We start from the raw sequence: 26742 nt of genomic DNA on the forward strand, positions 1-26742 counted from the left end.
CGGGCTACCGCCTCCGCCGCGCGGTACCGAAGAGCGAGCGGGTGATCTCCCGGCCGATCTGCGTGCCGATGGACCGCGCGAGCGACCGGAACACGCCGCTGCCGACGACCTGTTCGACGACGGAGGGCTCGTCCCGCCCGGCCGCCGATCGCGACCCCGACCGAGCCTCCGACCCCGACCGCGCCTCTGGCTCCGACCGCGAGCCGGGCTTCGACCGCGAGCCAGGCTTCGAGGCCGGCTCCGGCTCGGAGACGCGGGCGCGGGCGCGCGCCGCCAGCATCTCGTGCGCCGACTCTCTGTCCACAGCCTGTGCATACCGCCCGTACAGCGGCGACGCCCTCACCGCCCGGTCGAGGGCCGCCCCGTCGACCGGGCCCATCAGGGACTCGGGGGCGCGCAGGCGGGTCGCGGCGACGGGGGTCGGGGCGCCGTTCTCGCCGAGGACCGTGACGACGGCCTCGCCGGTGCCCAGGCCGGTGAGGAGTTCCTCCAGGTCGTAGGCCGAGTCCGGGAAGGTCCTCACCGTGGCCCGGAGCGCCTTCCGGTCGTCCGGGGTGAAGGCGCGCAGGGCGTGCTGGACGCGGTTGCCGAGCTGGCCGAGGACGTCGGCGGGCACGTCCTCGGGGGACTGCGTGACGAAGAACACGCCGATCCCTTTCGAGCGAATGAGGCGGACGGTGCGGGTGACGGACTCCAGGAACGCCTTCGAGGCACCGTCGAACAGCAGGTGCGCCTCGTCGAAGAAGAAGACCAGCCGGGGCCGGTCGGCGTCGCCGATCTCGGGGAGGTCGTGGAAGAGGTCGGCGAGGAGCCACATCAGGAAGGTCGAGAAGAGCTGCGGCCGGTCCAGGACGGCGGGGAGTTCGAGGACGGAGACGATGCCGCGCCCGTCGTCCGCCGTACGCAGCAGCTCGCTCGTGTCGAACTCCGGTTCGCCGAAGAACCCGGCCATGCCCTGCGCCTCGAAGGCGGTGAGGGAACGGAGGATCACCCCGGCCGTGGCCGGCGACAGGCCGCCGATGCCCTTCAGCTCCCCCTTGCCCTCGTCGGAGGTGAGGAAGGCGACGACCGACCGCAGGTCCTTGAGGTCGACCAGCTCCAGCCCCTTCTGGTCCGCGTAGTGGAAGACCAGGCCGAGGGACTGCTCCTGGGTCCGGTTGAGCTGGAGCACCTTGGACAGCAGAAGCGGACCGAACCCGGTGATCGTGGCCCGGACGGGGACGCCGTCGCCGAGGCCGCCGAGGGCGTAGAACTCGGCCGGGAAGCCGGCCGGGCGCCACTCCTGACCGACCTCGGCGCAGCGGGAGGCGACCTTGGCGTTCGGGGCGCCCGGCGCCGAGATGCCCGACAGGTCGCCCTTGACGTCCGCGAGGAAGACGGGCACGCCGTGCGCGGAGAGCTGCTCGGCGAGGAGCTGGAGCGTCTTGGTCTTGCCGGTGCCGGTGGCGCCCGCGACCAGGCCGTGCCGGTTGAGCAGCGGCAGGGGCACGCGCACGCGCGCGCCGGGCTCGCACACCCCGTCCCACAGGAGGGCGCCCAGTTCGAGGGCCGGGCCGGTGAAGGCGTACCCGGCGGCGATCCCGGCGGCATCGGTCGGCGCGTGCATCAAGAGCCCCTCATTCCCTTTTGCCCCGTTCGCCACTTCTTTTTCAGCGTCGCACTCGGTCGCCATGGCTGCGCCCGGAACGTCGGGCCCGGTAGGCTTTCCGTGTGATCTTCAAGCGCATCGGAAACGGCCGGCCGTACCCCGACCACGGCCGGGAAAGCACCCGCCAGTGGGCGGACGTCGCGCCGCGCCCGGTCCGCCTCGATCAACTGGTGACCACCAAGCAGCAGCTCGACCTGGAGACGCTCCTCGCCGAGGACTCGACGTTCTACGGCGACCTCTTCGCCCACGTCGTGAAGTGGCAGGGCGACCTCTACCTCGAGGACGGCCTGCACCGCGCGGTGCGCGCCGCCCTCCAGCAGCGCCAGGTGCTGCACGCCCGCGTCCTCGAACTGGACTGAGCCTCCGGCCGCCGCCCCTCAGCCCACGCCCAGGGAACCCTCAGCCGGCCCCCGGCCGACTCCCGGGCGACCCTCGGCCGTTTCCCGGTTGGCCCTTTCGGGTCGTCCTGCGCGGTGTCGAATGATCATCTAGTAGGCACGGCCGTCCAGGCCCACTACGCTGCGCTCATGAGCATGCTGACTCCCCCCGGCATGGGCGGCAAGTACCGGATCACGGGGGACAAGTACCCCAGGATGCGGCCCCACCGGCGGCGCGGGCGGCTGGTCGGCGTGGTCGTCGGCTGCGGGGCCGTGCTCGGCGTGGCCGGGTGGGGCACGGTGCAGCTCATCGACGTCTTCTCCGGCGGCGGCGAGGCCTCGGCGGCCGGCTCGGGGACCGCCTGCTCGGTCAGGTCCGGGGCCACGGCCACCGCTTCCCCCGCCGCACTGCCCCGGCCCGCGCAGATCACGGTGAACGTCTTCAACGCCACCACCCGCAGCGGCCTCGCCAAGACCACCGCCGACGAACTGAAGAAGCGCGGCTTCGTCATCGGCGAGGTCGGCAACGCCGGCAAGGAGTACGACAAGAAGGTCGCCGGCACCGGCGTACTGCTCGGCCCGGCGTCCTCCCTGAACACCTCGCTGCCCGTCCTCGCCACCCAGCTCACGACCGCCGAGCGCCGCACCGACGCCGCCCGCACGGGCACCGCGATCGATCTGATCCTGGGCAACGGCTTCAAGGCCCTGACCGGCCAGGCGCAGGCCGCCCAGGCGCTGACCGCCCTGGCCTCGCCGCAGCCGACGGCGACCCCGGACAAGCACTGCTGACGCGCTGCGGCCCCACTGGACGGACCCCGCTCCCGGGCAGCTCCCGGTCCGCTCCCGAGCCACTCCCGGTCGCCCTCCGGCCGTCCCCGGCCGTCCCCGGCCGTCCCCGGCCGGAAAACTACTCCGCGGCCCCGTACAGCCGGTCCCCCGCGTCGCCCAGACCGGGGACGATGTAGCCGAGCTCGTTGAGGTGGTGGTCGACGGCCGCCGTGACGACGGTGACCGGGGCGCCCGCCAGCTCGCGCTCCATCAGCTCCACGCCCTCCGGCGCGGCCAGCAGCACCACGGCGGTGACGTCGTCGGCGCCGCGCCGGATCAGCTCGCGGATCGCCGCGACCAGCGTGCCGCCGGTGGCCAGCATCGGGTCCAGGACGTACACCTGACGGCCGGAGAGGTCCTCCGGCATGCGCGTGGCGTACGTGGACGCCTCCAGCGTCTCCTCGTTGCGGATCATGCCCAGGAAGCCCACCTCGGCGGTCGGCAGCAGCCGGACCATGCCGTCCAGCATGCCGAGGCCGGCCCGCAGGATCGGTACGACCAGCGGACGCGGGTGGGAGAGCTTGACGCCGGTGGTCGTGGCGACCGGGGTGGTGATGTCGACCTGTTCGGTCCGCACGTCGCGGGTGGCCTCGTAGGCGAGCAGGGTGACCAGTTCGTCGGCGAGACGGCGGAAGGTCGCGGAGTCCGTGCGCTGGTCGCGCAGCGTGGTGAGCTTGTGGGCGACCAGGGGGTGGTCGACGACGTGGAGACGCATGTCCACAACATTAACCGGGCCCCACCGGCCCGGCGTCCGCACGCACGGTGACCCTCTCCCCCCTGATGGGGCCGTTCGTCGGCATCAATCCCCCCGAGCGGGGGAAGGTGGTGGGGACGGACCAGGGTGGTGGACCTATGCCTGACCTGCCAGACCGCGCGGCGCACGACGCGGGCGAGCCGCCGGAGACGGACGCCGAGCGCCGCCGACGACGCGCCCGGTTCCTGCGCGAACTCGCCGAGGCCCGCGCGCTGCGCGACCGGGTCCAGCCCCGCCGCGCCAAGACCGCCCGCCTGCGACACGCGATGCGCATGCGAACGTTCCGCTGGTAGCCGCCCGCCCGTTGCCCGCACGGGAAAGATCGCCGCCGCCATGGGCGTTGCGGGGGTGGGCGTGCGTGGACGCATCCGAAAGCCGCGTACGATCCGCACGTGGCGGCAACGAGTGCGCTGGTGGGTTGCTTGCGGACGTGCGCACCGACGTACGCGCCGGCCCGCGATCAAAACAGCCGGACACAGGGAGCCGAAGACGTCCCCTGGACGCCTTGTTTCTGCCACGATTCCGAGTGGGTGGGGCTCGGAGCACAGCTCTCTCCGCCCGTAACCTCCGCCGGGGGGACCCCCAACCGGCACGCCTATGACCAGTGGGAGAGTCACGGTGTACTTCGCCGCACTGCTCGCGCGCACCGAAGACGGGTGGGAAGCGAGCGACACAGAGCTCGACGATGTGGAGACCCTGTCGGATCTGGCCGACCTGGCTCGGGAAGCCTCTCCCGACGAGGACACGGTGCTCGTGCTCATCGAGCAGGAGGACTCGTGGTTCGGGGTCGTCCGCATCGACGGCGAGGACGACCCTCGCATCTACGTCTCCGACGCCGCAGCTGCCGCCCGCAGCTCGTACGGCGAGATCCTGCTCACCGACGAACTGCTCGGCCGGGACACGGACTCCGGTGACGACCTCGACTCCCTCGACCTCGACGGCACCGAGGACGGCGAGGACGACGACGGCGAGGACGACGGTTCCGCCGCCGAGGCCGTACCGCACGGCCCGGTCGGTGACGCCGCCGTCCTCGACGACCTCGGCGTCAGCGAGAAGGAGCTGAAGTCGCTGTCGGAGGACGCGCTCACCGAGATCGCCGAGGCCCTGGGTGCCTCGGAGGTCCTGGAGACCGTCCGCTGACCGCACCCGACCCGCGTCGGGGAACCGAGGCCGACAGGGCCACCGAGGCCGACGAGACCTCCGTGGCCTCCGGTCCCGTACGTGACGCCGACCTCGTACGGGACCCCGGTCCGGCACCCGCCGGTGACCCCGCACACGACACCGGACAGGGACGTGAACCCGTTCCCGGCCCCGGCCCCGACCCCGGCCCCGACCCCGACCCTGTCCGCGACCCCTGGCGGGCCGCGATGCGGCTCGCCCTGGAGGAGGCCGTCCGGGCCGGCCGGGGCGGTGACGTTCCCGTCGGTGCCGTCGTGCTGGCCGCCGACGGCACGACCGTCCTCGCGACCGGCCACAACGAGCGGGAGGCCGGCGGCGACCCGACGGCCCACGCCGAGGTCCTCGCCCTGCGGCGGGCCGCCGCGCGCGTGGGCGAGTGGCGCCTGACCGGCTGCACCCTCGTCGTCACGCTGGAACCCTGCACGATGTGCGCGGGCGCCCTCGTCCAGTCCCGCGTGGACCGGGTCGTCTACGGCGCCCGCGACGACAAGGCGGGCGCGGCCGGCTCCCTCTGGGACGTCGTCCGCGACCGCCGGCTCAACCACCGGCCCGAAGTGATCGAGGGCGTCCTCGCTGACGCGTGCGCGGGGCTGCTCACCGAGTTCTTCCGCTCCCGCTGAGAACCGATTTCGAAGCAGCGCCCGCCGTACTGTAAGGTCTCCCTCGGTAGCGTGTCCGAGCGGCCGAAGGAGCTCGCCTCGAAAGCGAGTGTGGCGCAAGTCACCGAGGGTTCAAATCCCTCCGCTACCGCTCGAAGTGAAGGGCCCGGTCCGTTGGACCGGGCCCTTCATCGTCTTCGGACGGCATCACGGTTACACTCGCGCCCGGCAACAGGGGGCCCGCAGCACAGCACGCACGCCCCGCAGGCAGTACTCACAGGGGAGGCCGCGGTGGCGGTGAACGCAAAGAAGATCGCCGTCTACCTACTCGTGGTCTTCGTGCTCTACGTGATCATCACGGACCCGGCCAAGGCCGCGGACTACGTCCAGATAGGGTTCGAGGGCATATCGGACGCCGCGAAGGCCATCGGCGACTTCTTCACCTGGCTCGCCGACGGGGCGCAGTAGCGGAAGGGGCGGCCGCGGCCGTCGCACAACGCTGGGAGTGCCCATGATCCGCCACCTGGTCCTCTTCAAGCTCAACGAGGGCGTCGAGCGCGACGACCCCCGGGTCGCGCAGGGGGAGGCGGCCTTCCGGGCCCTGGGCGACCAGATCGAGGAGCTGCGCTTCTGGGAGCTGGGCTGGAACATCAGCGAGCGCCCCATCGCCTACGACTTCGCGATCAACTCGGCGGTCGACGACACCGATGCCCTGAAGCGGTACCTGGAGCACCCGGCCCACCAGGCGGGCGTCGCCCTGTGGCGCGAGTTCGCCACCTGGGTGGTCGCCGACTACGAGTTCTAGGCCGCACGGCGCCACACGGCACCGCGCCGCACCGCCCACGCACCGCACCGCACCGCGCTGCCCGCCCGAGGCGCGCGCCCGGGGCGCGCACCCGGCGCGAGCGTGCCGCCGGCCGAACGCCCCTCAGCGCCCCTCAGGGCGCGCCCCGAGCCCTCCGCCGGAAACAGCGGGGGGCTTTCGCCTGCCCGCCCCCCTCCACCCCCTCTGCCCCCTCCACCCCCTCTGCCCTCTCCGACCCCTCAGGTCCCTCCGCCCCCCAGATCCCTCCCGCCCCTTCCACCCCTTCCACCCCTTCCGCCCCCTCCGTCCACCTCCTCGGCCGCACCTCAACTTGGTCCCTCAACACGGACTTATGGGGTGCTTGCACACAGTGCACATGTCTTGTGATGCTATGACCGCTTTTGATGGATGAGTGGGCCGATGACGTTCGATGCAGCCCGACAAAGACCGATGAGGACCGATGAAGAGGTGGCGTTGACCGTGTCGGCCAGTACTGCGCCGCCCCAGGAGGAGGCACCCGCGCCTGCCCCCGTCCCGGAGAAGCGTCGCGGCGCAGACACCCGGGCACTGACCCAGGTGCTCTTCGCACAGCTCAAGGAGCTCCAGCCGGGCACGCCGGAGCACGACCGGGTGCGCGGGGCGCTCATCGAGGCCAACCTCCCGCTCGTGCGCTACGCGGCCGCCCGCTTCCGCTCCCGCAACGAGCCGATGGAGGACGTCGTCCAGGTCGGCACGATCGGCCTGATCAACGCCATCGACCGCTTCGACCCGGACCGGGGCGTGCAGTTCCCGACGTTCGCGATGCCGACCGTCGTCGGCGAGATCAAGCGGTACTTCCGCGACAACGTCCGCACGGTCCACGTACCGCGCCGGCTGCACGAACTGTGGGTGCAGGTCAACAGCGCGACCGAGGACCTCACCACCTGCTTCGGCCGCATCCCGACCACCGCCGAGATCGCCGAGCGGCTGCGGATCAGCGAGGAGGAGGTGCTCTCCTGCATCGAGGCGGGCCGGTCGTACCACGCCACCTCCCTGGAGGCCGCGCAGGAGGGCGACGGGCTGCCCGGCCTGCTGGACCGCCTCGGCTACGAGGACCCTGCGCTGGACGGGGTGGAGCACCGCGACCTGGTCCGCCACCTGCTGGTCCAGCTCCCGGAACGGGAACAGCGCATCCTGCTGCTGCGCTACTACAGCAACCTGACCCAGTCACAGATCAGCGCGGAACTCGGCGTCTCCCAGATGCACGTCTCCCGGCTCCTGGCGCGCAGCTTCCAGCGGCTGCGCTCGGCGAACCGGATCGACGCCTGACCGGCCGACGGCCGCGGCGCGTGCTCCGTCCGGGTGGTGATCCGTAACCGAACGCCGGATCGGAGGATCACCGGTGCGAGCGAATCGCTCACCTCGTCGGATCCCGACAGATCCATGCTGAAACACCGTCACACCCCCTCTTTCCAGGGCCGATTCATGACCTGGATGTCGACATGTCACTACAGCGTGTTGCCGACATGTGACATTCTGCCGGAAGCGCGTTTGCCGAGGCTTCGGCTCCGGTATTCAGGTGAAGGCTGACCTTCCTCCCCGGGAGAGTCCGCCGCGACCGTCCCGCGACCCAAAGGGGGTGGCATGTCCGCAGACCAGGGCAGCTCGAAGGTGCTCACGCTCACGAAGAGCGAGTCCGCGCCCGCCGAGCCCGTCACGCCCGTCGAGCCCGACCTGCTCGACGACGTCACGGCCCTCGAGGCCGCGCCGGCCCCGGCCCTCCCGGCCACCACGGGGGCCATCGACACCCGCACCCTGTCCCGCTCCCTGTTCCTGCGGCTGGCCGCCCTCGACGAGGACAGCCCCGAGCGCGCCTACGTCCGGGACACGCTCATCGAGCTCAACCTCCCGCTCGTGCGCTACGCCGCGGCTCGGTTCCGCTCGCGCAACGAGCCGATGGAGGACATCGTCCAGGTCGGCACCATCGGCCTGATCAAGGCGATCGACCGCTTCGACTGCGAACGGGGCGTGGAGTTCCCGACGTTCGCGATGCCGACGGTCGTGGGCGAGATCAAGCGGTTCTTCCGCGACACCTCGTGGTCGGTGCGCGTGCCGCGCCGCCTCCAGGAGCTCCGTCTGGCCCTGACGAAGGCCAGCGACGAGCTCTCCCAGAAGCTGGACCGCTCCCCGACGGTCGCCGAACTCGCCGCGGTGCTGGGCGTGTCGGAGGAGGACGTGGTGGACGGCCTGGCCGTCGGCAACGCCTACACGGCCTCGTCCCTGGACTCCCCGGCCCCCGAGGACGACGGCGGCGAGGGCTCCCTGGCCGACCGTCTCGGCTACGAGGACACCGCCCTGGAGGGCGTCGAGTACCGGGAGTCGCTGAAGCCGCTGCTGGCCAAGCTCCCGCCCCGTGAGCGCCGCATCATCATGCTGCGCTTCTTCGCCAACATGACCCAGTCGCAGATCGGCGAGGAGGTCGGCATCTCCCAGATGCACGTCTCCCGGCTGCTGACCCGCACGCTGGCCCAGCTCCGCGAGGGCCTGATCTCCGACTAGCCGACGGAGCCGCCGGCGGCAGCGACGGAACCTCCGCCGACAGGACGCCGAGGAGGAGCCCCGGCGGCAGGACATCGAGGAGGAGCCCTGGCGGCAGGACGCCGGGGAGAATCTCCGCCGCGGAGCCCGGGAGGGCTCCGCCGAGACGGACGGCACGAAAAGGGCCGCCGACGCGCCGTACCGGGCGCGCCGGCGGCCTTCGTCGTGCGGTGGGGCGGGGACGTGCCGGTGCGGCGGGGAGGAGAAGACGGCGAGCCCGGCTCGCCGTCGGTGTGCTACTTCAGCGCCAGCCAGGCCACCACCGCCACGACCACCACCGCGACGACGACGCCCACGATCAGACCGGTGCGGGGACCGGCCGGCGCGGGGGCCTGGCGGGAGGACTGAGGGGCGCCATCGTCGACGAACGCGCGGAACATCTGGGTGCTGCCTGCGGGGTCGTGGGTGCCCTGGGGGCCCTGCGTGTTAGCCATGCCCCGAGACACTAGCGAAAACGGCGGGGACGGCCCAAGTGGGGGTCGCCACAACCCCGTTCCCCACGCCCCGCGGGACGCCGTCCGCGTCACCCCACCTCACCAGCGCATTTACTGTCGCAATACTTGCCTTTGCCAACTTTTTGCGAGGCTCACGGCCGTTTTATTTGCCTGTAGCAACCAAGCTCTTCTATGGTTGCCCTAAGCAACAAACGTGGGAGGTGTGATGGCCGGGCAGGCGCAGTACGAGCAGTACGAGGAACTGGTGCGTCAGCTCAGCGCCGTCGGAGCCGTGAAGCGAGACCTCGGGCGCATCCTGCCGCCCGACTGCTCGGCGGGCTCGGCGGCGGTGCTGACGCTGCTCGGCCGCCACGGCGACCTCCGTATGAGCGCCCTGTCCGAGCTGCTCTCCGTGGACATGTCGGTGACCAGCCGGCACGCCGCGCACCTCGCGGAGCGGGGCTGGATCGACCGGTCCCCCGACCCGGCGGACAAGCGCTCCCGCATCCTGCGCCTCACCCCCGCCGGCCGGGCGATGCTCGCCGAACTCTCCCGCCGCACCGCCGACCTGCTGGCGGAGCGGCTGGGCGACTGGACCGAGGACGAGGTCGGACAGCTGATCCGGCTGATGACCCGGCTGCGCGCCAGCTTCGGCGACTGCCGCTCGGCCCCGCACCGGGCCCAGCCCCCACCCCACGTTCCCGTACGCGAATCGACCACCCGTACACCCGCACAAGCTACGTAAGAGAAGGAAGCCCATGGCAACGACCACACCAGCCGGTGTGCGGGCCCACGCCAAGCACGGGGGAGGCTCCTCCGGGCACTCCGGCGACGCGCCGATGACACACCGGCAGATCATGGAGGCCCTGTCCGGGCTGCTGCTCGGCATGTTCGTGGCGATCCTGTCGTCCACGATCGTCTCCAACGCCCTCCCCGAGATCATCGGCGACCTCGGCGGCGGCCAGTCCGCCTACACCTGGGTCGTCACCTCCACGCTGCTGGCGATGACGGCGGCCACCCCCCTGTGGGGCAAGCTCGCCGACCTCTACAACAAGAAGGCGCTCGTCCAGACAGCCCTGGTCATCTACGTCCTGGGCTCGATGGCCGCCGGCCTGTCGCAGAACGCCGGCATGCTGATCGCCTGCCGCGTGGTGCAGGGCATCGGCGTCGGCGGTCTCTCCGCCCTCGCCCAGATCGTGATGGCGGCGATGATCTCCCCGCGCGAGCGCGGCCGTTACTCCGGCTACCTCGGCGCCACGTTCGCGGTCGCGACCGTCGGCGGTCCGCTGCTCGGCGGTGTCATCACCGACACCGAGTGGCTGGGCTGGCGCTGGTGCTTCTACGTCGGCGTGCCCTTCGCCGTCATCGCCCTGATCGTGCTCCAGAAGACCCTGCACCTGCCCGTCGTGAAGCGCGACGTGAAGGTCGACTGGGCCGGCGCGCTCTTCATCTCCGCCGCCGTCTCGCTGCTGCTGCTCTGGGTCACCTTCGCCGGTGACAAGTACGACTGGCTGTCCTGGCAGACGTACACGATGGTGGCCGGCTCGGTCGTGCTCGCCCTGATCTTCGTGTTCGTCGAGTCCCGGGCGAGCGAGCCGATCATCCCGCTGCGGCTGTTCCGCAACCGGACCATCACCCTGTCGTCGATCGCCTCCCTGTTCGTGGGCGTGGCGATGTTCTCCGGCACGGTCTTCTTCGCCCAGTACTTCCAGCTGGCCCGCGACGAGTCCCCGACCATGTCGGGTGTGCTGACCATCCCGATGATCGGCGGTCTGTTCGTCTCCTCCACGGTCTCCGGGCAGTTCATCACCCGCACCGGCAAGTGGAAGGCCTGGCTGGTCAGCGGCGGCGTGCTCATCACGGCCGGCCTCGGACTCCTGGGCACCATCCGCTACGACACCGACTACTGGAAGACCGCGGTCTTCATGGCCCTGCTGGGCCTCGGCGTCGGCATGATGATGCAGAACCTGGTGCTCTCCACGCAGAACCAGGTGGAACCGAAGGACCTCGGCTCGGCCAGCTCGACCGTCACCTTCTTCCGCTCCCTCGGCGGTGCGATGGGCGTCTCGGCGCTGGGCGCCGTCATGGCCAACCGGATCACCGACTACGCCAAGGACGGCATCGCCGGCCTCGGCCCGGAGTACGCCTCCCTGGCGTCGGGCTCCAGCGGGTCGATCCCGGACATGGACACGCTGCCCGCGCCGCTGCGCACGGTCATGGAGAGCGCGTACGGCCACGGCATCGCGGACGTCTTCCTGATCGCGTCGGTGATGGCGCTGCTCGCCTTCGTCATCACGCTGTTCATCAAGGAGGTCCCGCTGCGGACCGCGGGCGCGATGGCGCAGGCCGCCACGGCCGCCCAGGAGGCCCCGGCCGCCGCCGCGGCACCGGCCGCCGACGAAGAGCAGTCCTCCGACCGGTTCGTCGTCGCCTCCGCCACCGAGGCGGGCACCGAAGCGGGCCCCTCGGGCACGCAGCGGCTCGCGGCCGTCGCCACCCTCGACGCCCCCACGGCGTCCACCGGCAACGGCGGCATCCCCGTCCACGGCTTCGTCCGCGGCACGGAGAACACGCCCGTCCCGCAGGCCGCCGTCACCCTGATCTCCCTCGCGGGGCGGCAGCTCGGCCGGTCGGTCGCGCAGGCCGACGGCTCCTACGTGCTGGACGCGCCGGGCACGGGCTCGTACGTCCTGATCGCCTCCGCCGACGGGTTCCAGCCGCAGGCGTCGACGATCGTGGTGAACGGCGAGCCGGTCGCCTACGACATCCTGCTCAGCGGCACCAGCGGACTCCTCGGTGTCGTGCGGGCGGCGCAGTCGGGCGATCCCGTCAAGGACGCCATGGTCATCGTCACCGATGTGCGCGGGGACCTGCTGGCCACCGGAACCTCCGACGAGCAGGGCGCGTTCTCCTTCGCGGAACTGGTGCCGGGAGCCGTGACCGTCGCGGTGAACGCCGCCGGGTTCCGGCCGCGGGCGCTGCCCGTGGAGATCGGCGCGACCGGTGTGACCCGGATCGAGGCCGTCCTCGACGCGGGCGCCCAGCTCCAGGGTGTCGTCCGGGCGCCGCACGGCCCGCTGGCCGACGCGCGGGTCACCCTGGTGGACGCGGCGGGCAACGTGGTCGGCACGGCCACGACCGGCGCGGACGGGGCGTACGCCTTCGCCGACCTCGACGGCGGCGAGTACACCGTCATCGCGACCGGCTACCCGCCGGTGGCCACCGCGCTGACCGTCGGCGGCACCGGCGTCGACGGCCACGACATCCAGCTCGCCCACCCCGGCGAGTGACCGGCCGGCACCACCGGCAGCACTGAACCCCGGCCCGTGCCGGGCGCGCACTGAGCGGAGGCGCGTCCGCCACGGGCCGGTCCTCTTCCTAGGAGTTACCCGAGATGGCACTGACCGCCAGGATCCGCACCCGGGACGGATGGGCCGTGTCGCACGCGGTCGTCACCGTCACCGACATGACGGGCACGCAGGTGCTGCGCGCCGAGGCCGACGCGGAGGGCGCCGTCCGCGACACGACGGCCCTGGCGCCGGGCGCGTACGTCGTGATCGTCACGGCCGTGGGCTACGCGCCCGCCGCCTCCAGCGCGCTCGTCACCGCGAGCGGACGCGCCGAGGTCGGCACGGTGACGCTGGCCCGGCAGGGCGGCACCGAACTGCCGCCGCCCGGCCCGTGGACCGTCGACCCGGCCCACTCCACGGTGGGCGCGGTCGCCCAGCACCTGGGCATCTCCAGCGTGCGCGGCCGGTTCACGGAGTTCTCGGCGAGCGTCGAGATCGCCCCCGACGACGTCACCAAGTCCCGGGTGGAGGCGGTCATCCGGGCCGCCTCCATCGACACCGGCAACGGCATGCGCGACACCCACCTGCGCTCCGCGGACTTCCTCGACGTCGAGACGTACCCGGAGATCACCTTCCGTTCGGCGGGGCTGACGGCGGCGGGCCCCGACCGGTGGACCGTCCACGGGGAGCTGGCGATGCGCGGCGTCGTCCGCCCGGTCGACCTGGACCTCGCCTACCTCGGCACCGGCGCCGATCCGTGGGGCGGCGTCCGCGCCGCCTTCCGCGCGACCGCGGAACTGCACCGCGAGGACTTCGCCATGAACTACAACCAGGTCGTCCAGGCGGGCATCGCCGCCATCGGCACGACGCTGAAGGTGGAGCTGGACATCCAGGCGGTGCAGGGAGAGGCGCTTCCCCAGGACGGACAGGGGCAGGGAGAGGCGCTTCCCCAGGCGTAGGCCCGACAGGGGCAGGAACGGCGGCCCGGCCCGCCCCTACGCTGGTTCCATGGCACCGAACATCGCGACCAACACCTCCGTCACCCTCGACGAGCTGCTGGACTTCGTACGCCCCCGCCACCGCGCGATCCTGCTCACCCGGCGGGCCGACGGCAGCCCCCAGGGCTCGCCGCTGACCTGCGGGGTCGACGACTCGGGCCGGATCGTGGTGTCCACGTACCCGGAGCGCGCCAAGACCCGCAACGCCCGCCGCGACGAGCGGGTCAGCGTGATCGTCCTGAGCGACGACTGGAACGGACCGTGGGTGCAGGTCGACGGCACGGCCGAGGTCGTCGACGCGCCGGACTCGGTCGAGCCGCTGGTGGAGTACTACCGCAACATCGCCGGTGAGCACCCGGACTGGGACGAGTACCGGGAGGCGATGCTGAAGCAGGGGAAGTCGATCATCCGGATCACGCCGGAGCGGTGGGGTCCCGTGGCGACGGGCGGCTTCCCGGCGCGGCTGGCTCCGGAGGCGTAAGGGCCGCCCGAGGGGCCGGCCGAGCGGCTGTCCGAGGGATCGGGACGCGGTATCGGGGGCGGGCCCCGGGTGGGGGTCCGGGTGGGGGGAGTCCGGTCGCCCGTCACCGCGGTGGCCGAGCGGTCAGCCCCGGTCCACCATCGCCTCGATGCCCGCCACCAGCAGGTCGAGGGCGAAGGTGAAGTCCCGGTCCAGCATCTCGGCGACCGTGTCCCCGCCGCGCGCCGCCATCAGGTCCCGGGACTCCGCCACGACCTCGGCGGCCTGCGGGGCCTCGGTCACCGAGGTCATGGCGTGCTGGAAGTACTCGTCCGCGGTCATGCCCGTGTCCGCGACCCGGCCGAAGAAGTGGCCCTCGATCGTGCCGTAGCCGTACACGAACTGGAAGACGGCGGCGATGGCGCTCGTGATGCGGTGCGCGGGCAGGCCGGTGCGGCGGACGACCTGCTGGACCGTGCGGGAGAACGCGAGGGAGTTCGGGCCGACGTTGAGGTAGCGCCCGGCGAGCGGCGACAGCCAGCGGTGGCGCACCAGCAGCGTGCGGTACGCCGTGGCCAGCGCCCGCAGCTGGTCGCGCCAGTCCGCGTCCCCGGCCGCCGGGTCGGGCAGCTCCAGCTCGCCGAAGGCCGCGTCCAGGGCGAGTTCGAGGAGGTCGTCCTTGGTGTCGACGTACCAGTAGACGGACATCGCCGTGACGTTCAGTTCGGCCGCCAGCCGCCGCATGGAGAACCTGTCGAGCCCCTCGGCGTCCAGCAGCCGCACGGTAACCTCGGTGATCCGCCGCCGGTCGAGGCCCGACGGCTGCCCGCCCCCGCGGCCACGTCGGCGTGCCCTGTCGTCCAGCCACACGCTGGCCCGCGCGGCCTTGCCGGCAGCAGCCTGTCCCATGGGGCACCTTCCTCCGAGTCCGGTGAGTCCGGTGAGGTGAGTCGGTCACCGGTGACGATGGTGACGATGCTAGGTGTGTTGCCCGCCGGCGTCGTTTCACGCGGCCAGGGCCCCCGCCTCCGTCCGCTCCGCCCTGCGCAGCAGCCCGGCCGCCACCACCCCGCCCAGCAGCACGGCCACCGCTCCGACCAGCTGGCTGGTCACCAGCCCGGAGGAGAACGCGTCGGTGATCCGCTCCTTCTCGCCGGGCGAGTCCGCCGCGGCGAGCGCCGCGGGCAGCGACGCCGCGCCCACCGCGACCAGCGCCGCGAACCGGGAGGTGAGCACGGCCCCGAGGACCGCCACGCCCAGTCCGTTGCCGAACTCGGCAAGCGTGCCGTTGATCCCGGCCCCCACTCCCGCCTTCGCGGGCGGGATCGCGCTCATGACGGCGTGCGCCATCACCGGGTTGGCGACCGCCGCGCCGACGCCGATGAGGACCAGTCCGAGCAGGGTGCCGGCGTAGCCCCGCGCCGCGAGGAGGGCGATCGCCACCAGACCGCCGGACATCAGCACCATGCCCAGCAGGATCGACCCCGGCGTCCCCAGCCGCGCCGTCCACCTCGCGGACAGACCGGTGAAGTTGAGGGCGACGACCGCCAGCGCCAGCGGCGCGGTGCGCAGGCCGGCCTCCAGCGGGCCGTAGCCGAGCACGAACTGGAGGTGCTGGGTGAGCAGGAAGAGCGCGCCTCCCATGCCGAAGGTGATGAGGACCGTGCCCGCCACGGCTCCCGTGAACCGGCGGTCCCGGAAGAAGCCCAGGTCGAGCATGGGGTACGGGATCCTGCTCTCCCAGTACGCGAAGAGGGCCAGGACGACGAGCGCGACGGCCGCCGTGGCCGTCACCCGGCCCGACGTCCAGCCGTGCTCGGGGCCGGAGATGATCGCGTACACCAGCGCGGTCATGCCGATCGTGGAGAGCAGGGCGCCCGGCAGGTCGGGGCGGTCGCCCCGGGGGTTCCTGGACTCGGGGACCAGGGCCACGACCGCGACCAGGCCGAGGGCCGCGACGGGCAGGTTGATCAGGAAGATCGCGCCCCACCAGAAGTGGTCGAGCACGAAACCGCCGATGAGCGGGCCGGTGGCGAAGCCCAGCGCGTTCACCGCGGACCAGATGCCGATGGCCTTTGGCTGCTCGGCGGGCGTGAAGATCTGCATCGCCACCGCGAGGGTGGTGGTCAGCAGCAGCGCCCCGCCGACGCCCATGCCGGCGCGCGCGGCGATCAGCTGGCCGCTGGTCCCGGCGAGGCCGGCCACCAGCGACCCGGCGCCGAACAGTGCCAGGCCCGTGATCAGCATCTTCTTGCGGCCGTAGCGGTCGGCGGCGCTGCCCGCGGTGAGCAGCAGACCGGACTGCACCAGCGAGTAGGCGTTGATCATCCACTGGACGTCGGAGGTGGCCGCGTCCATCTCCCGGGTCAGCGAGGGGATCGCCACGTTCAGGACGGTGTTGTCGAGGAGCACCGTGAGCTGGGCCAGGCAGATCACCCCGAGGATGAGCCAGCGCTGGGGGTGGCCTTCGGGGGAGTCGGCGGTGGGCCGGGGGGAGGGGTGGGGAGAGGGACGGGGAGCCGGGTGCGAGGCGGGCATGCTGTACACCGTAGAGGAGTTCCTATACGGCGTACAGCGCTTAATGCCGGGCCCGCCCGACGGAAAGCGGACCGCGCCCGACGGAAAAGGGCGGTGGGGCCGGGGGGGAACCCCCCGCCCCCCCCCCCCGGGGGGGCCGGGGGGGGGGGGGGGGGGGGGGCGCCCCCCCGGGGGGGGGGGGGGGGGGGGGGGGCCCCCCCCCCCCCCCCCCCCCCCCTTCTGCGAACCCGTTGTCCTGCGTGCCTCAGTCGCTCGCCTTCTGCGTGAGGTCGTAGAAGGTGGCCGAGCCGACCGTGACCTGCTTGAAGTTGGCCTCGACCCACTCGGTGATCTGCGACGAGGTGCCGTCGCTGCTGCCGCCCATGCCACCGCCCGAGCCGCTGCTGACGAAGTAGTGGATCTTGCCGTCGGCGACGTACTGCTTGAACTGCGCCAGCGTCGGGGACGGGTCGGTGCCGTTGAAGCCGCCGATCGCCATCACCGGCTCGCCGGTGGCCAGCTGGTAGCTCGCCGCGTTCTGGGCGCCGATCGCCGCCGCGGCCCAGGTGTACTGGTCGGAGTCGGCCTCCAGCAGCTTCTTCGCCTCGTCGGTGACCGTGGCGCCGTTGATCAGGCCGCCCATGGCACCGCCGCCGCCCATGCCCCCGCCCTCGCCGGTCTGGCCACCGGGGAAGCCGTTGCCCTGCTGACCCTGGCCCTGGCCCTGCTGGTTCTGGGTGGTGCCGTTGCCGTTCTGCTGGTTCTGGCCGGGCATACCGCCGCCGGGGAAGCCACCGCCGGGGAAGCCACCGCCCGGGAAGCCACCGCCGTTCTGGCCCTGGCCCTGGCCCTGCTGGCCGGGCATACCGCCGCCCATGCCGCCACCGCCGCCGGGACCGCCGCCCCGTCCGCCGCCCATCATCGACGCGCCCGACGGGCCGGCCGTCGGGATCGAGCCGGTGTGCGCGGAATTCACGGTGCTCAGCGTGTACGCCGTCGGTCCGGCCAGCGCCGCGACCACGCTCACGGCCGCCGCCGCGAGGGCCAGCTGCCGGGACAGCCGCCCCACGAAGACCAGGCCGAGCGCGCCGGCCAGACCGCCGACCAGGACCAGCCACTTCAGCCAGGGCAGGTAGTCGGAGGTGCGGTTGAGCAGGACGTATCCCCAGACCGCGGCCGCCACGGAGGCGGCGGCGAGGGTGATCGCCGCCCAGAGCTCGGACCGCTTCTCCCACAGGATGCCGGCGCCCATGCCGATCACGGCCGCCAGGTAGGGGGCGAGGGCGATCGTGTAGTACTGGTGGAAGATGCCCGCCATGTAGCTGAAGACCACCGTGGTGATCAGCAGCGAGCCGCCCCAGACCAGGAACGCGCCCCGGGTCGCCGAGGTCCGCTTCGCCCGGCGGGTCGCCACCAGGCCCGCGACCAGCAGGATCAGCGCGGCCGGCAGCAGCCAGGAGATCTGGCCGCCGATCTCGGAGTTGAACATCCGGTCCCAGCCGGTCTCGCCCCACTGGCCGGTGCCGCCGCCGGCGCCGCCACCACCGCCGACACTGCCGGTCTCCTCGCCGTTGAGGCGGCCGAGACCGTTGTAGCCGAAGGTCAGCTCCAGGAAGGAGTTGTTCTGCGAGCCGCCGATGTACGGGCGGGAGGAGGCGGGCCACAGCTCGACGATCGCGACCCACCAGCCGCCGGAGACGACCAGCGCCCCGGTGGCCACGGCCAGCTGTCCGAAACGCTTCTTCAGCGACACCGGCGCGCAGACCGCGTACACGACGGCCAGCGGCGGCAGGATCAGGAAGGCCTGGAGCGTCTTGGCGAGGAAGGCGAAGCCGATCGCGACACCCGCCCACACCAGCCACCTGGTGCGGCCGTCCTCCAGGGCACGGGTCACGAAGTAGCAGGCCACGGCCATCAGCAGCGCCAGCATCGCGTCCGGGTTGTTGAACCGGAACATCAGCGCGGCGACGGGGGTGAGCGCGAGCACCGCGCCCGCGATCAGACCGGCGGCCGGGCTGAACCGGCGGCGCACGCCCGCGTAGACGACGGCGACCGTGCCGACGCCCATCAGGACCTCGGGAACGAGGATCGCCCACGAGTTCAGGCCGAAGACCTTCACCGACAGCGCCATCGGCCACAGCGAGGCCGGGGGCTTGTCGACGGTGATGGCGTTGGCCGCGTCCAGCGAGCCGAAGAACAACGCCTTCCAGGACTGGCTGCCGGCCTGGACGGCCGCCGAGTAGAAGGAGTTGGCGTAGCCGGAGGCGCTGAGGTTGTAGAGGTAGAGGACGAGGGTGGCGAGCAGCAGGCCGAGGAAGGCCGGGCGCACCCAGCGCGGGTCCTCGGGACGGCCGCGCCACAGCCGGCGCGCCAGGGGCTGCTTCGGCTCCCCCGCCTCGGGGGCCGGGCCGGCCGGATCGGACGGGTGGGCCGGATCAGCGGTGTGGGGTGGATCAGACGTGTGGGATGGATCAGCCGTGTGGGCCGGGTCGTGCCCCTCGGGGGTCACGGTCTCCGGCCGGCTCCAGGAGTCCGTCCGGTCGAGGTCGGTGGTCATCGGGCGTCCCTCGGATCGGTGTCGTGGGGGCGCACCGGCTGCAACTGCATGGTGGCGTCCCTCCAGGTGCCGTCCGCGGCTTCGCCGGCGCGGAACTGGGTGGGGTCGTGCGGTGCGTAGGCGCCGTGGGCCGTGCCGTGGCCGTACGCCACCGGTGCCTGTGCCTGTGCCACCGGTGCCTGCGGGGCGCCGCCGGCCGGGTACGCCGTCGGCACCGGGACGGAGGAGGCGACGACGTGCGTCGGCCGGCTCTCGCCCTCCCGCCGGTCGGAGAAGACCCACACCCGGAAGAGCAGGAAGCGCAGCACGGTCGCCGCGAGGTTGGCGGCGATCAGGACGGCCAGTTCGGTGGAGTGCGCCGGGTCGGAGGTCGCCGCGTTGAGGGCGACGAGCGAGCCGCTGGTCAGCGCGAGGCCGATGCCGAAGACGACCAGGCCCTGGGCCTGGTGACGGGCGGCGCCGGCGCGTCCGCGCACCCCGAAGGTGAGCCGGCGGTTGGCCGCCGTGTTGGCGATCGCGGAGACGAGCAGCGCGAGCGCGTTGGCGAACTGGGAACCGGTGAACTGCCGGAAGCCGCTGTAGAGCAGCAGGTAGAAGAGGGTGGACAGGCCACCGACGACACAGAACCCGACGAGCTGCCGGGCCAGTCCCTTGGGTACGTCCATGATCTCGCGGTCGCGGGGGTCGTCACCGAACGGCCTGGTCAGCCGGTCCAGCGGCAGGGAGCCGGTGGCCAGTGCCCGGCCCACGCGCCATACCCCCTTCAGATCGTCGGTCGCCGTCTTCACGATGTGCACCGTGGAGTTCGGGTCGTCGACCCAGTCGACCGGCACCTCGTGGATACGGAGACCGGCACGCTCGGCGAGGACCAGCATCTCAGTGTCGAAGAACCAGCCGGTGTCTTCCACCAGGGGGAGCAGGATCTGCGCGACGTCCCGGCGGATCGCCTTGAACCCGCACTGCGCGTCGGAGAAGCGCGCCTGGAGCGAGCCGCGCAGGATCAGGTTGTACGAGCGGGAGATGAACTCGCGCTTGGCGCCGCGCACCACGCGGGAGCTGCGGTTCAGCCGCGAGCCGATCGCCAGGTCGGAGTGGCCGGAGATCAGCGGCGCCACCAGCGGCAGCAGCGCGTTGAGATCGGTGGACAGGTCCACGTCCATGTACGCGAGGATCGGGGCGTCCGAGGCGGACCAGACGGTCCGCAGCGCACGGCCGCGGCCCTTCTGTTCCAGCCGGAAGGACGTCACCTCGGGGATGCGCGACTCCAGCAGCCGCGCCACGTCGGGGGTGGTGTCGGTCGACGCGTTGTCCGCGATGGTGATGCGGAACGGGTACGGGAACGTCCGCGCCAGGTGGTCGTGCAGTCTGAGGACGCACGGCTGGAGGTCCTTCTCCTCGTTGTAGACGGGGATCACTACGTCCAGGACAGGCGTACCGGCTGCGTCGGCCGGGAGGTGCTCCCGCGCCGGCAGGGTGCCGGGAGAAGAGTCGGTTCGCATGTCAACGACCTTCGTCAAGTGCCCTGTTGCACCCATGTGGTGGCACTGTGGTGTACCTGTGAGTCAAGTTGCCAGTTCGTTTCGGCGGCCGGCTGGGGAACGGGCGGGGCAAGCGCGGGCAAATACACGGTGAACACGGTCTGTCCGGGCACGCTGTCCACGGTGACGGCACCGCCGTGCGCCGTCGCGACGGCCTGCACGATGGCCAGGCCGAGGCCGGTCGAGCCGGTGGAGCGGGAGCGCGCCGAGTCGCCGCGGGCGAAGCGTTCGAAGACGTGCGGGAGCAGGTCCGGCGGGATGCCCTGGCCGTTGTCCTGGACGTCCACGCACAGCCACGGGCCGCGCCGCTGCACGCGTGCGGTGACGGTCGTCCCGGGCGGGGTGTGCGTGCGGGCGTTGGCGAGCAGGTTGACGAGGACCTGTTGCAGGCGGGCGGCGTCGGCGGAGACGAGGGCCGGCTCGTCGGGCAGGTCCAGCCGCCAGACGTGGTCCCGGCCGGCGGCGCGGGCGTCGCTGATGGTGTCCACGACCAGCGGGATCAGGTCGGTCTGCTCGAACTGCAACGGGCGGCCCGCGTCGAGGCGGGCGAGCAGCAGGAGGTCCTCGACGAGCAGGGTCATCCGGCCGGCCTCGGACTCGATCCGGCCGAGGGCGTGCCGGGTGTCCGGCCCGACCTGTTCCCGGCCGCGCCGGGTGAGCTCGGCGTACCCGCGGATGGACGCGAGGGGCGTGCGCAGCTCGTGGCTGGCGTCGGCGACGAACTGGCGGACCCGCATCTCGCTCTGCTGGCGGGCGTGCAGGGCGCCGTGGACGTGGTCGAGCATCCGGTTGAGCGCGGCCCCGACCTGGCCGACCTCGGTGTGCGCGTCGGTCTCGGACTCCGGGACGCGCTCGCTGAGGTGGACCTCGCCGGTGTGCAGGGGCAGCTCGGAGACACGGGTGGCGGTGGCGGCGACCTTGCGCAGCGGACGGGTGGCCACGCTGACGAGGACGAAGCCGGCGATGGCGGCGGCGACCAGACCGGCCGCCGTGACGCACACCTCGGCGACGATGAGGGTGGTGATGGTGTTGTCGGCCTCGTCGGTCGGGATGCCGACGTAGTAGTCGCCGTTGTTGCCCTGGACGAAGCGGACCCGGTAGTCGCCGAGACCGGGGATCTCGACGGTGTGTTCCTTCTCGTCCTGGGCGACCGTGCCGAGCGCCTTGATCTGCGTCTCGGTGAGGGCCTTGTCGTTCAGCCGCGGGATGTTCTGGTCGTCGTTGGACTTCTCGCCGATCTTGGCGTCGGTGATCGATCCGTTGTCGACCTTGGCCGCGAGGGTGCCGCTCGGCTGCGGGGCGCGGGTGACGAAGTCGGCGAGGTCGGTCGCCTTGGCCTGCTCGGGCACCATGGTGCCGTCGCCGTCCTTGCCGCCGCCCTTCTGCTCCCCGTCCAGGCCGACCGGTCCGCCGGAGACCCGCATGGCGGCCTCGCGCAGCGAGTTGTCCAGCTGCTCGTACAGGTGGGACCGCAGCGCGAGGGTGGTCACGGTGCCGATCACCGCGCACACGACCGCGATGAGGGCCACGGACGCGACGACGAGCCGGGTCCGCAGGGTGCGCGGCTGTCCCGCTCGTCGCTTCTGCGGACGCGGCCGTCGTCGCCCGCTCATGACGCCGCGGGCTTGATCAGGTAACCGGCGCCGCGCCGGGTGTGGATCATCGGCTCACGCCCCGCGTCGATCTTGCGCCGCAGGTACGAGATGTAGAGCTCGACCACATTGGCCTGGCCGCCGAAGTCGTACGACCACACACGGTCGAGGATCTGGGCCTTGCTGAGCACGCGCCGCGGGTTGCGCATCAGGAAGCGCAGCAGCTCGAACTCGGTGGCGGTGAGGTGGATGTTCACCCCGGCGCGCGAGACCTCGTGGCTGTCCTCGTCGAGGGTGAGGTCCCCGACGACCAGCACGGAGTCGGAGCGGCGGTCGGCGGCGCCGGAGCGCCGGATGAGCCCGCGCAGCCGGGCGACGACCTCTTCCAGGCTGAACGGTTTGGTGACGTAGTCGTCACCGCCGGCGGTGAGACCCGCGATCCGGTCCTCGACCGCGTCCTTGGCGGTCAGGAAGAGCACCGGGACGTCCGGCAGCTCGCGCCGCAGCCGGCCGAGGACGGTCAGTCCGTCCATGTCGGGCAGCATCATGTCCAGGACGACGGCGTCGGGGCGGAACTCGCGCGCGGTCTGGATGGCGCCCGTGCCGTCCCCCGCACTGCGGATCTGCCATCCCTCGTAGCGGAGGGCCATGGACAGCAGCTCGGTGATCGACAGTTCGTCGTCCACCACAAGCACTCGGACGGGGCTCCCGTCCGGCCTCAGCAGTTCGGTGCGCCCCTGGGGCGAGGTCGTGGTCATGGAGGACACCATGTCGCCGTCCTCTGAGAGCACGCTTTTCGCTGTCTGTGATTTTCCTGAGAAACACACAGGCAGCTCTTAGGAAAGACCTAACAAGCACTCTCTTTGTTCATCTATCGACCGCTTTGCCCACCCCTTTCAGGGGGACGGATGTCCTGATTACTCGACCGAAGTCCTTAAAAAAAGCTGTCACCGGACCTGCCCGCTCTCATCTGCGCCGGGTCAGAACAGCTCTGCGCCGGGTCAGAACAGCCCGTCCTGGAGCCGCCGCCCCTCTCCCCTGAGCTGCCGCAGGGGCAGGGGCGGGGGCAGCCGTGGTGTCCCCTCGCCGCCGTCGGCCGTCACCGGCACCAGCTCCCACCCCCTCATCAGCCGGGTGTCGAGCACGACGACTCCCCGCGCGGTCACCAGGTGCAGATCCGGTCCGGCGGCCGCCAGCAGTTCCCCGTCGACCGCGGCCCCGGCGACGAGCTCACTCACCTCCGCGACGGCGGGCGGGGCCCCGGCGAGCCCGAAGGCGTGGACATGGTCGACGGCCCGGAAGGGCTCGCGGACGAGCGTCTCCGGCCAGCCGGTCAGCGCGACGGCCCGCGCATGCAGCTCCGCCGTCTCGGCGGCCCGCTCCGCCTCACCCTCCGGCAACGCCGCCCGCACCGCCCGCTTCTCGGCGTACGGGATCCGGTCGGGCACGCCCAGGGCGGCCCGCAGCAGCTCCTCCGTACGCCGGGCGGCCATCAGCGGGCCCGTGCCGAGCCAGCTGAAGCAGACCGCTCCCTGCTCCAGCAGCCGGGCCGTCCCCCGTTCGACCGCCGTGATCCCGACCTTGACCAGGCCGGGCCCGAACCAGGCGAGGTACACGCGGTACGGCCGGGGGTCGTCGGCGATCCCGTCGGCGGCGACGGAGTGCGCCCGGTCCAGCCGCGCGCACTCCTCGCACCGGGCCCCCGCGCTCCTCCCCGGCACGACCGCCCGCACCGGACACGGATGCCCCCGAGCCCCCACACATCCGCGCACACCCCCTTCCGCGACCCCGAAGGCCACCCGCTTCCCCCACGACAGCGGGCTGCGGCGCCCGCCGTCCCACATCAGCACGGGACCCTGCGCCGACCACCGCAGCCCCGTGCACCTCCACACCCGTGCCATCACCCACCACGGTAGGCCCCGCCACTGACAACGCCCCCTCACTCGGGCGTCCCCGCACCCCACCCTCCTCGCGACGCCGCACACCCGACGGCGTGCCCCGTCCCGCCGGGCGGACTGCCCACGAGGGCCGGAAAACTCGGCCCTCCGGTCCCGGGCCCCCGCGCCCACGAGGGCACCGGTGACGGCCCCCTCCTCACCCTCACCCCCTCGGCCGAGAGCGGACCGCCACGACCACCAGGCGCCTCAACAGGGGGTTCCGCCGGAGACCGAAGCGATCCCCCACATCACACCAGCCCCTCCCTCAACACCTTCCTCACACAGTTTCTGTCCATTCCGTTGACAGCTTGCACACCCGCTCCTAGGGTCACACGCCACGCCAACTCCCCGCCTGCGTGACGGTATTTCGAACGGTTGAAAGGCGAGTGCCCTGCGCATCCCCGGAAAGAGCACACGTGTGTCCGCGACGCGGTTATGCGGCCTGACGTACGTACAGGCGCACACCGGCAGAGGGACCACACGAGCCGGCGAGCCCCGGGTGCCCGGCCGTACCGGCGCCGACGCCCGCACCGCCCGCACGGACGCCGACACACCGACCGGCGCTCCGCGGAACACCGCGACCCCTGAGCACCGGCTCGAGCGACGAGTCCGCCGACCTGGCCCCCCATCACCTCGGCACCGCGGGACCGCCGGACGGATCCGCCGCGGCACACCGCTCCAGCCGACGGACGACCCGTCCAGATCACCCGGCACCCGGCCGTAAGGAACCCCTACGGCACTGCCCCCGCACACCGCCCGGGAACGAGCACGGCACGCCCGCCGCACGCCCCCTGCTCACCACCAAGCCCCGGCCCGCTCCATCGCGCACCACCGCTCGGCACCGGTCTGATACGCCGTCATCCTCTCAACGACGAGAAGAACCAGGAACGATCACCATGCGCAACCGAAGAGCCGCCCTCGCCGCCCTCGCGGGAGCCACGTCCCTCGCCCTCGTCCTGTCCGCCTGCGGCAGCCAGGACGTCGGGGCGAGCTCCGAGGGCGGCACCATCGGCATCGCCATGCCGACCCAGGCCTCCGAGCGCTGGATCATCGACGGCAAGAGCGTCGTCGACGACCTGAAGGCCAAGGGGTACCAGGCCAAGCTGGTCTACGGCGAGGACGACCCGGCGACCCAGGTCTCGCAGATCCAGAACCTGATCAAGCAGGGCGTCGACGCACTGATCATCGCCGCCATCGACAACAAGTCGCTGAACGACGTGCTCGAGCAGGCCGCCGCCGCGGACATCCCGGTGATCTCCTACGACCGGCTCATCCTCGGCACCGAGAACGTCGACTACTACGTCTCCTTCGACAATGAGCAGGTCGGCCGGCTCCAGGCCCGCTACATCATCGACCAGCTCGGCCTGGAGGACGGCAAGGGTCCGTTCAACATCGAGCTGTTCGCCGGCTCCAGCGACGACAACAACACCAAGTACTTCTTCGACGGCGCGATGCACCTGCTGCAGCCGTACCTGGACAGCGACCAGTTGGTCGTCCGGTCCGGCCAGACCGCGCTCGACGAGGTCACCACCCTGCGCTGGGACGGGGCCACCGCGCAGAAGCGCATGAGCAGCATCCTCGCCGAGTCGTACGGGAGCAGACAGGTCGACGCGGTCCTCTCGCCGTACGACGGCATGTCCCTCGGCATCCTGTCCGCGCTGAAGGCGGACGGCTACGGCTCCGGCGACAAGCCCCTCCCGATCATCACCGGGCAGGACGCCGAACTGGCCTCGGTGAAGTCGATCAAGGCGGACCAGCAGGCACAGACCGTCTTCAAGGACCCCCGCCTGCTCGCCGAGGTCGCCGCGGACATGGCCGACGACATCCTCAACGACAAGACGCCGAAGATCAACAACCGCAGGGCCTACAACAACGGCATCAAGGCCGTCCCCGCCTACCTGCTGCAACCGACGAGCGTCGACAAGACCAACTACGACTACGTCCTGATCGCGGGCGGCTACTACACGGACGCCGACCTCAAGTAGCCGCACGCCCGGCCGGGGCGGAACCCCGGTGCACGCTCCCGGCGGCCGGCCCGCTGACGGCGCCCGCACGACGGCTCCCGTCAGCGGTGGACGCGTGCCTGTCCCCTGTCCTGTCACCTGTCCTGTCACCTGTGCGGAGTCGGCACGCCCGGTCCGGACGCTCGGTCCGGACGTCCGGCTCGACGCGCGGCACCGGTCGGGGCTGCCTACGCTTGAGGGGCAAATCGCCCGGCGCGCAGGGGATTCCCGCGATCAGCGGGGTGCGCGTCCGGCTTCCCACCGCACCGGAAGGCGGTCCGGACATGGCCACTGCGTCTGAGACTCCCGTCATCGACACGATCGCCGCCATGACCATCGACTCCATCGAACATTGCCACATGGACAAGCGGTCGCTGATCCAAGCCCGCATTGCCGCACTCGTGGCCATGGACGCGCCGGCGATCTCCTACATGGCCCACATCGACCCCGCGATCAAGGCCGACTTCACCGTCGAGCAGTTGCAGGATCTCCTCGTCGCGATCGCTCCCGTCGTGGGGACGGCACGCGTCATGTCGGCGGCGACCCACATCGCTCAGGCGTTCGGTGTCGCCATCGCGCTGGCCGAAGCCGAGGCCGAGGCCATAGCCGAGGCAGAAGCCCACAGCCGCGGCAATCCCTGACGGGGGCC

The 26742-nt window shown here is 71.9% G+C and carries 25 protein-coding genes and 1 tRNA gene; 16 read left to right on the forward strand and 10 right to left on the reverse strand.

Going from position 1 to position 26742, the window contains the following annotated elements:
- Window positions 1–4 precede the first annotated feature (4 nt).
- The gene (locus tag ACFYWQ_RS23880) at window positions 5–1606 is read right to left on the reverse strand and encodes a helicase HerA-like domain-containing protein (protein WP_389518892.1); all 1602 of its coding nucleotides are present in this window, start codon (window positions 1604–1606) and stop codon (window positions 5–7) included.
- A 104-nt stretch (window positions 1607–1710) separates the two neighbouring features.
- Between ACFYWQ_RS23880 and ACFYWQ_RS23885 the strand changes: the two genes are divergently transcribed.
- Together ACFYWQ_RS23885 and ACFYWQ_RS23890 are read left to right on the forward strand one after the other, a co-directional pair.
- On the forward strand, window positions 1711–2007 hold the full coding sequence (locus ACFYWQ_RS23885; protein ID WP_004943146.1) for a type II toxin-antitoxin system VapB family antitoxin: 297 nt from the start codon (window positions 1711–1713) through the stop codon (window positions 2005–2007).
- Between the two features lie 168 nt (window positions 2008–2175).
- Window positions 2176–2814, forward strand: a complete 639-nt coding sequence (locus ACFYWQ_RS23890) for a LytR C-terminal domain-containing protein (protein ID WP_389518893.1) — start codon at window positions 2176–2178, stop codon at window positions 2812–2814.
- A 118-nt stretch (window positions 2815–2932) separates the two neighbouring features.
- Here the strand turns inward: ACFYWQ_RS23890 and upp are convergent, their stop codons facing one another.
- On the reverse strand, window positions 2933–3568 hold the full coding sequence (gene upp, locus ACFYWQ_RS23895; protein ID WP_389518894.1) for a uracil phosphoribosyltransferase: 636 nt from the start codon (window positions 3566–3568) through the stop codon (window positions 2933–2935).
- 137 nt (window positions 3569–3705) lie between these two features.
- On the opposite strand from upp, the gene ACFYWQ_RS23900 reads away from it, so the two are divergent.
- The 8 genes from ACFYWQ_RS23900 (at window position 3706) to ACFYWQ_RS23935 (ending at window position 8728) form a co-directional block, all read left to right on the forward strand.
- Window positions 3706–3900 carry a hypothetical protein gene (locus tag ACFYWQ_RS23900; protein ID WP_389518895.1) on the forward strand — a complete coding sequence of 65 codons (195 nt, stop codon included), beginning with the start codon at window positions 3706–3708 and terminating at the stop codon, window positions 3898–3900.
- A 325-nt stretch (window positions 3901–4225) separates the two neighbouring features.
- A complete protein-coding gene (locus tag ACFYWQ_RS23905) occupies window positions 4226–4747 on the forward strand; it encodes a hypothetical protein (RefSeq protein WP_389519379.1) in 522 nt (173 codons plus the stop codon).
- A 227-nt stretch (window positions 4748–4974) separates the two neighbouring features.
- Window positions 4975–5406, forward strand: a complete 432-nt coding sequence (tadA, locus tag ACFYWQ_RS23910; protein ID WP_389519380.1) for a tRNA adenosine(34) deaminase TadA — start codon at window positions 4975–4977, stop codon at window positions 5404–5406.
- 45 nt (window positions 5407–5451) lie between these two features.
- Window positions 5452–5536, forward strand: a tRNA-Ser gene (locus ACFYWQ_RS23915).
- Window positions 5537–5676: 140 nt separating this feature from the next.
- Window positions 5677–5853: a hypothetical protein gene (locus tag ACFYWQ_RS23920; protein ID WP_385076999.1), complete on the forward strand. Its 177-nt coding sequence runs from the start codon at window positions 5677–5679 to the stop codon at window positions 5851–5853.
- A 43-nt stretch (window positions 5854–5896) separates the two neighbouring features.
- Complete coding sequence (locus ACFYWQ_RS23925; protein WP_389518896.1) at window positions 5897–6190, forward strand: Dabb family protein; 294 nt, start codon at window positions 5897–5899, stop codon at window positions 6188–6190.
- 450 nt (window positions 6191–6640) lie between these two features.
- Window positions 6641–7498, forward strand: coding sequence for an RNA polymerase sigma factor SigF (locus tag ACFYWQ_RS23930; protein ID WP_389519382.1), 858 nt, complete (start codon window positions 6641–6643; stop codon window positions 7496–7498).
- 315 nt (window positions 7499–7813) lie between these two features.
- The gene (locus ACFYWQ_RS23935; RefSeq protein ID WP_389518897.1) at window positions 7814–8728 is read left to right on the forward strand and encodes an RNA polymerase sigma factor SigF; all 915 of its coding nucleotides are present in this window, start codon (window positions 7814–7816) and stop codon (window positions 8726–8728) included.
- A gap of 275 nt (window positions 8729–9003) precedes the next feature.
- Here ACFYWQ_RS23935 and ACFYWQ_RS23940 read toward each other — a convergent pair whose 3' ends face one another.
- Window positions 9004–9201, reverse strand: a complete 198-nt coding sequence (locus ACFYWQ_RS23940) for a hypothetical protein (protein WP_389518898.1) — start codon at window positions 9199–9201, stop codon at window positions 9004–9006.
- A 226-nt stretch (window positions 9202–9427) separates the two neighbouring features.
- Here ACFYWQ_RS23940 and ACFYWQ_RS23945 point away from each other — a divergent pair, with 226 nt between their 5' ends.
- From ACFYWQ_RS23945 to ACFYWQ_RS23960, 4 genes are all read left to right on the forward strand, one after another.
- Window positions 9428–9946, forward strand: a complete 519-nt coding sequence (locus tag ACFYWQ_RS23945; RefSeq protein ID WP_389519384.1) for a MarR family winged helix-turn-helix transcriptional regulator — start codon at window positions 9428–9430, stop codon at window positions 9944–9946.
- 13 nt (window positions 9947–9959) lie between these two features.
- Window positions 9960–12491, forward strand: coding sequence for an MFS transporter (locus ACFYWQ_RS23950; protein WP_389518899.1), 2532 nt, complete (start codon window positions 9960–9962; stop codon window positions 12489–12491).
- Between the two features lie 104 nt (window positions 12492–12595).
- Window positions 12596–13450: a YceI family protein gene (locus tag ACFYWQ_RS23955; protein ID WP_389518900.1), complete on the forward strand. Its 855-nt coding sequence runs from the start codon at window positions 12596–12598 to the stop codon at window positions 13448–13450.
- 49 nt (window positions 13451–13499) lie between these two features.
- Window positions 13500–13970, forward strand: coding sequence for a PPOX class F420-dependent oxidoreductase (locus tag ACFYWQ_RS23960; protein WP_389518901.1), 471 nt, complete (start codon window positions 13500–13502; stop codon window positions 13968–13970).
- 123 nt (window positions 13971–14093) lie between these two features.
- Here the strand turns inward: ACFYWQ_RS23960 and ACFYWQ_RS23965 are convergent, their stop codons facing one another.
- From ACFYWQ_RS23965 to ACFYWQ_RS23995, 7 genes are all read right to left on the reverse strand, one after another.
- Window positions 14094–14858, reverse strand: coding sequence for a TetR/AcrR family transcriptional regulator (locus tag ACFYWQ_RS23965; RefSeq protein WP_389518902.1), 765 nt, complete (start codon window positions 14856–14858; stop codon window positions 14094–14096).
- 96 nt (window positions 14859–14954) lie between these two features.
- Window positions 14955–16487: an MFS transporter gene (locus ACFYWQ_RS23970; RefSeq protein ID WP_389518903.1), complete on the reverse strand. Its 1533-nt coding sequence runs from the start codon at window positions 16485–16487 to the stop codon at window positions 14955–14957.
- A 244-nt stretch (window positions 16488–16731) separates the two neighbouring features.
- Window positions 16732–19023 (reverse strand): ArnT family glycosyltransferase, encoded by a 2292-nt coding sequence (locus ACFYWQ_RS23975; protein WP_389518904.1) that lies wholly within the window; start codon window positions 19021–19023, stop codon window positions 16732–16734.
- Window positions 19020–20522, reverse strand: coding sequence for a glycosyltransferase (locus ACFYWQ_RS23980; protein ID WP_389518905.1), 1503 nt, complete (start codon window positions 20520–20522; stop codon window positions 19020–19022). Before ACFYWQ_RS23980 ends, ACFYWQ_RS23975 begins: the two co-directional genes overlap by 4 nt.
- A 14-nt stretch (window positions 20523–20536) precedes the next feature.
- Window positions 20537–22174 (reverse strand): ATP-binding protein, encoded by a 1638-nt coding sequence (locus ACFYWQ_RS23985; RefSeq protein WP_389518906.1) that lies wholly within the window; start codon window positions 22172–22174, stop codon window positions 20537–20539.
- Window positions 22171–22911, reverse strand: coding sequence for a response regulator transcription factor (locus tag ACFYWQ_RS23990; protein ID WP_385079160.1), 741 nt, complete (start codon window positions 22909–22911; stop codon window positions 22171–22173). The genes ACFYWQ_RS23985 and ACFYWQ_RS23990 overlap by 4 nt, the downstream gene beginning before the upstream one ends.
- Window positions 22912–23154: 243 nt before the next feature.
- Window positions 23155–24054 carry a DUF2797 domain-containing protein gene (locus tag ACFYWQ_RS23995; protein WP_389518907.1) on the reverse strand — a complete coding sequence of 300 codons (900 nt, stop codon included), beginning with the start codon at window positions 24052–24054 and terminating at the stop codon, window positions 23155–23157.
- Between the two features lie 932 nt (window positions 24055–24986).
- On the opposite strand from ACFYWQ_RS23995, the gene chvE reads away from it, so the two are divergent.
- Window positions 24987–26075 carry a multiple monosaccharide ABC transporter substrate-binding protein gene (gene chvE, locus ACFYWQ_RS24000; RefSeq protein ID WP_389518908.1) on the forward strand — a complete coding sequence of 363 codons (1089 nt, stop codon included), beginning with the start codon at window positions 24987–24989 and terminating at the stop codon, window positions 26073–26075.
- A gap of 302 nt (window positions 26076–26377) precedes the next feature.
- Window positions 26378–26734 (forward strand): carboxymuconolactone decarboxylase, encoded by a 357-nt coding sequence (locus ACFYWQ_RS24005; protein ID WP_389518909.1) that lies wholly within the window; start codon window positions 26378–26380, stop codon window positions 26732–26734.
- The last annotated feature ends 8 nt before the right edge of the window (window positions 26735–26742 follow it).

Origin of the sequence: Streptomyces sp. NPDC003247 (assembly GCF_042888135.1) — a bacterium.
Lineage (GTDB): Bacteria > Actinomycetota > Actinomycetes > Streptomycetales > Streptomycetaceae > Streptomyces.

Excerpts from the sequence above, each read along its gene's own strand:
- ACFYWQ_RS23950 (WP_389518899.1), top strand. The coding sequence starts at position 9,960 with ATGGCAACGACCACACCAGCCGGTGTGCGGGCCCACGCCAAGCACGGG.
- ACFYWQ_RS23965 (WP_389518902.1), bottom strand. The coding sequence starts at position 14,858 with ATGGGACAGGCTGCTGCCGGCAAGGCCGCGCGGGCCAGCGTGTGGCTG.
- ACFYWQ_RS23980 (WP_389518905.1), bottom strand. The coding sequence starts at position 20,522 with ATGCGAACCGACTCTTCTCCCGGCACCCTGCCGGCGCGGGAGCACCTC.
- upp (WP_389518894.1), bottom strand. The coding sequence starts at position 3,568 with ATGCGTCTCCACGTCGTCGACCACCCCCTGGTCGCCCACAAGCTCACC.
- ACFYWQ_RS23925 (WP_389518896.1), top strand. The coding sequence starts at position 5,897 with ATGATCCGCCACCTGGTCCTCTTCAAGCTCAACGAGGGCGTCGAGCGC.
- ACFYWQ_RS23935 (WP_389518897.1), top strand. The coding sequence starts at position 7,814 with ATGTCCGCAGACCAGGGCAGCTCGAAGGTGCTCACGCTCACGAAGAGC.
- ACFYWQ_RS23995 (WP_389518907.1), bottom strand. The coding sequence starts at position 24,054 with ATGGCACGGGTGTGGAGGTGCACGGGGCTGCGGTGGTCGGCGCAGGGT.
- tadA (WP_389519380.1), top strand. The coding sequence starts at position 4,975 with ATGCGGCTCGCCCTGGAGGAGGCCGTCCGGGCCGGCCGGGGCGGTGAC.
- ACFYWQ_RS23955 (WP_389518900.1), top strand. The coding sequence starts at position 12,596 with ATGGCACTGACCGCCAGGATCCGCACCCGGGACGGATGGGCCGTGTCG.
- ACFYWQ_RS23900 (WP_389518895.1), top strand. The coding sequence starts at position 3,706 with ATGCCTGACCTGCCAGACCGCGCGGCGCACGACGCGGGCGAGCCGCCG.
- ACFYWQ_RS23975 (WP_389518904.1), bottom strand. The coding sequence starts at position 19,023 with ATGACCACCGACCTCGACCGGACGGACTCCTGGAGCCGGCCGGAGACC.
- ACFYWQ_RS23930 (WP_389519382.1), top strand. The coding sequence starts at position 6,641 with ATGAGGACCGATGAAGAGGTGGCGTTGACCGTGTCGGCCAGTACTGCG.
- ACFYWQ_RS23990 (WP_385079160.1), bottom strand. The coding sequence starts at position 22,911 with ATGACCACGACCTCGCCCCAGGGGCGCACCGAACTGCTGAGGCCGGAC.
- ACFYWQ_RS23880 (WP_389518892.1), bottom strand. The coding sequence starts at position 1,606 with ATGCACGCGCCGACCGATGCCGCCGGGATCGCCGCCGGGTACGCCTTC.
- ACFYWQ_RS23945 (WP_389519384.1), top strand. The coding sequence starts at position 9,428 with ATGGCCGGGCAGGCGCAGTACGAGCAGTACGAGGAACTGGTGCGTCAG.
- ACFYWQ_RS23890 (WP_389518893.1), top strand. The coding sequence starts at position 2,176 with ATGAGCATGCTGACTCCCCCCGGCATGGGCGGCAAGTACCGGATCACG.
- ACFYWQ_RS23940 (WP_389518898.1), bottom strand. The coding sequence starts at position 9,201 with ATGGCTAACACGCAGGGCCCCCAGGGCACCCACGACCCCGCAGGCAGC.
- ACFYWQ_RS24005 (WP_389518909.1), top strand. The coding sequence starts at position 26,378 with ATGGCCACTGCGTCTGAGACTCCCGTCATCGACACGATCGCCGCCATG.
- ACFYWQ_RS23970 (WP_389518903.1), bottom strand. The coding sequence starts at position 16,487 with ATGCCCGCCTCGCACCCGGCTCCCCGTCCCTCTCCCCACCCCTCCCCC.
- ACFYWQ_RS23985 (WP_389518906.1), bottom strand. The coding sequence starts at position 22,174 with ATGAGCGGGCGACGACGGCCGCGTCCGCAGAAGCGACGAGCGGGACAG.
- ACFYWQ_RS23960 (WP_389518901.1), top strand. The coding sequence starts at position 13,500 with ATGGCACCGAACATCGCGACCAACACCTCCGTCACCCTCGACGAGCTG.
- chvE (WP_389518908.1), top strand. The coding sequence starts at position 24,987 with ATGCGCAACCGAAGAGCCGCCCTCGCCGCCCTCGCGGGAGCCACGTCC.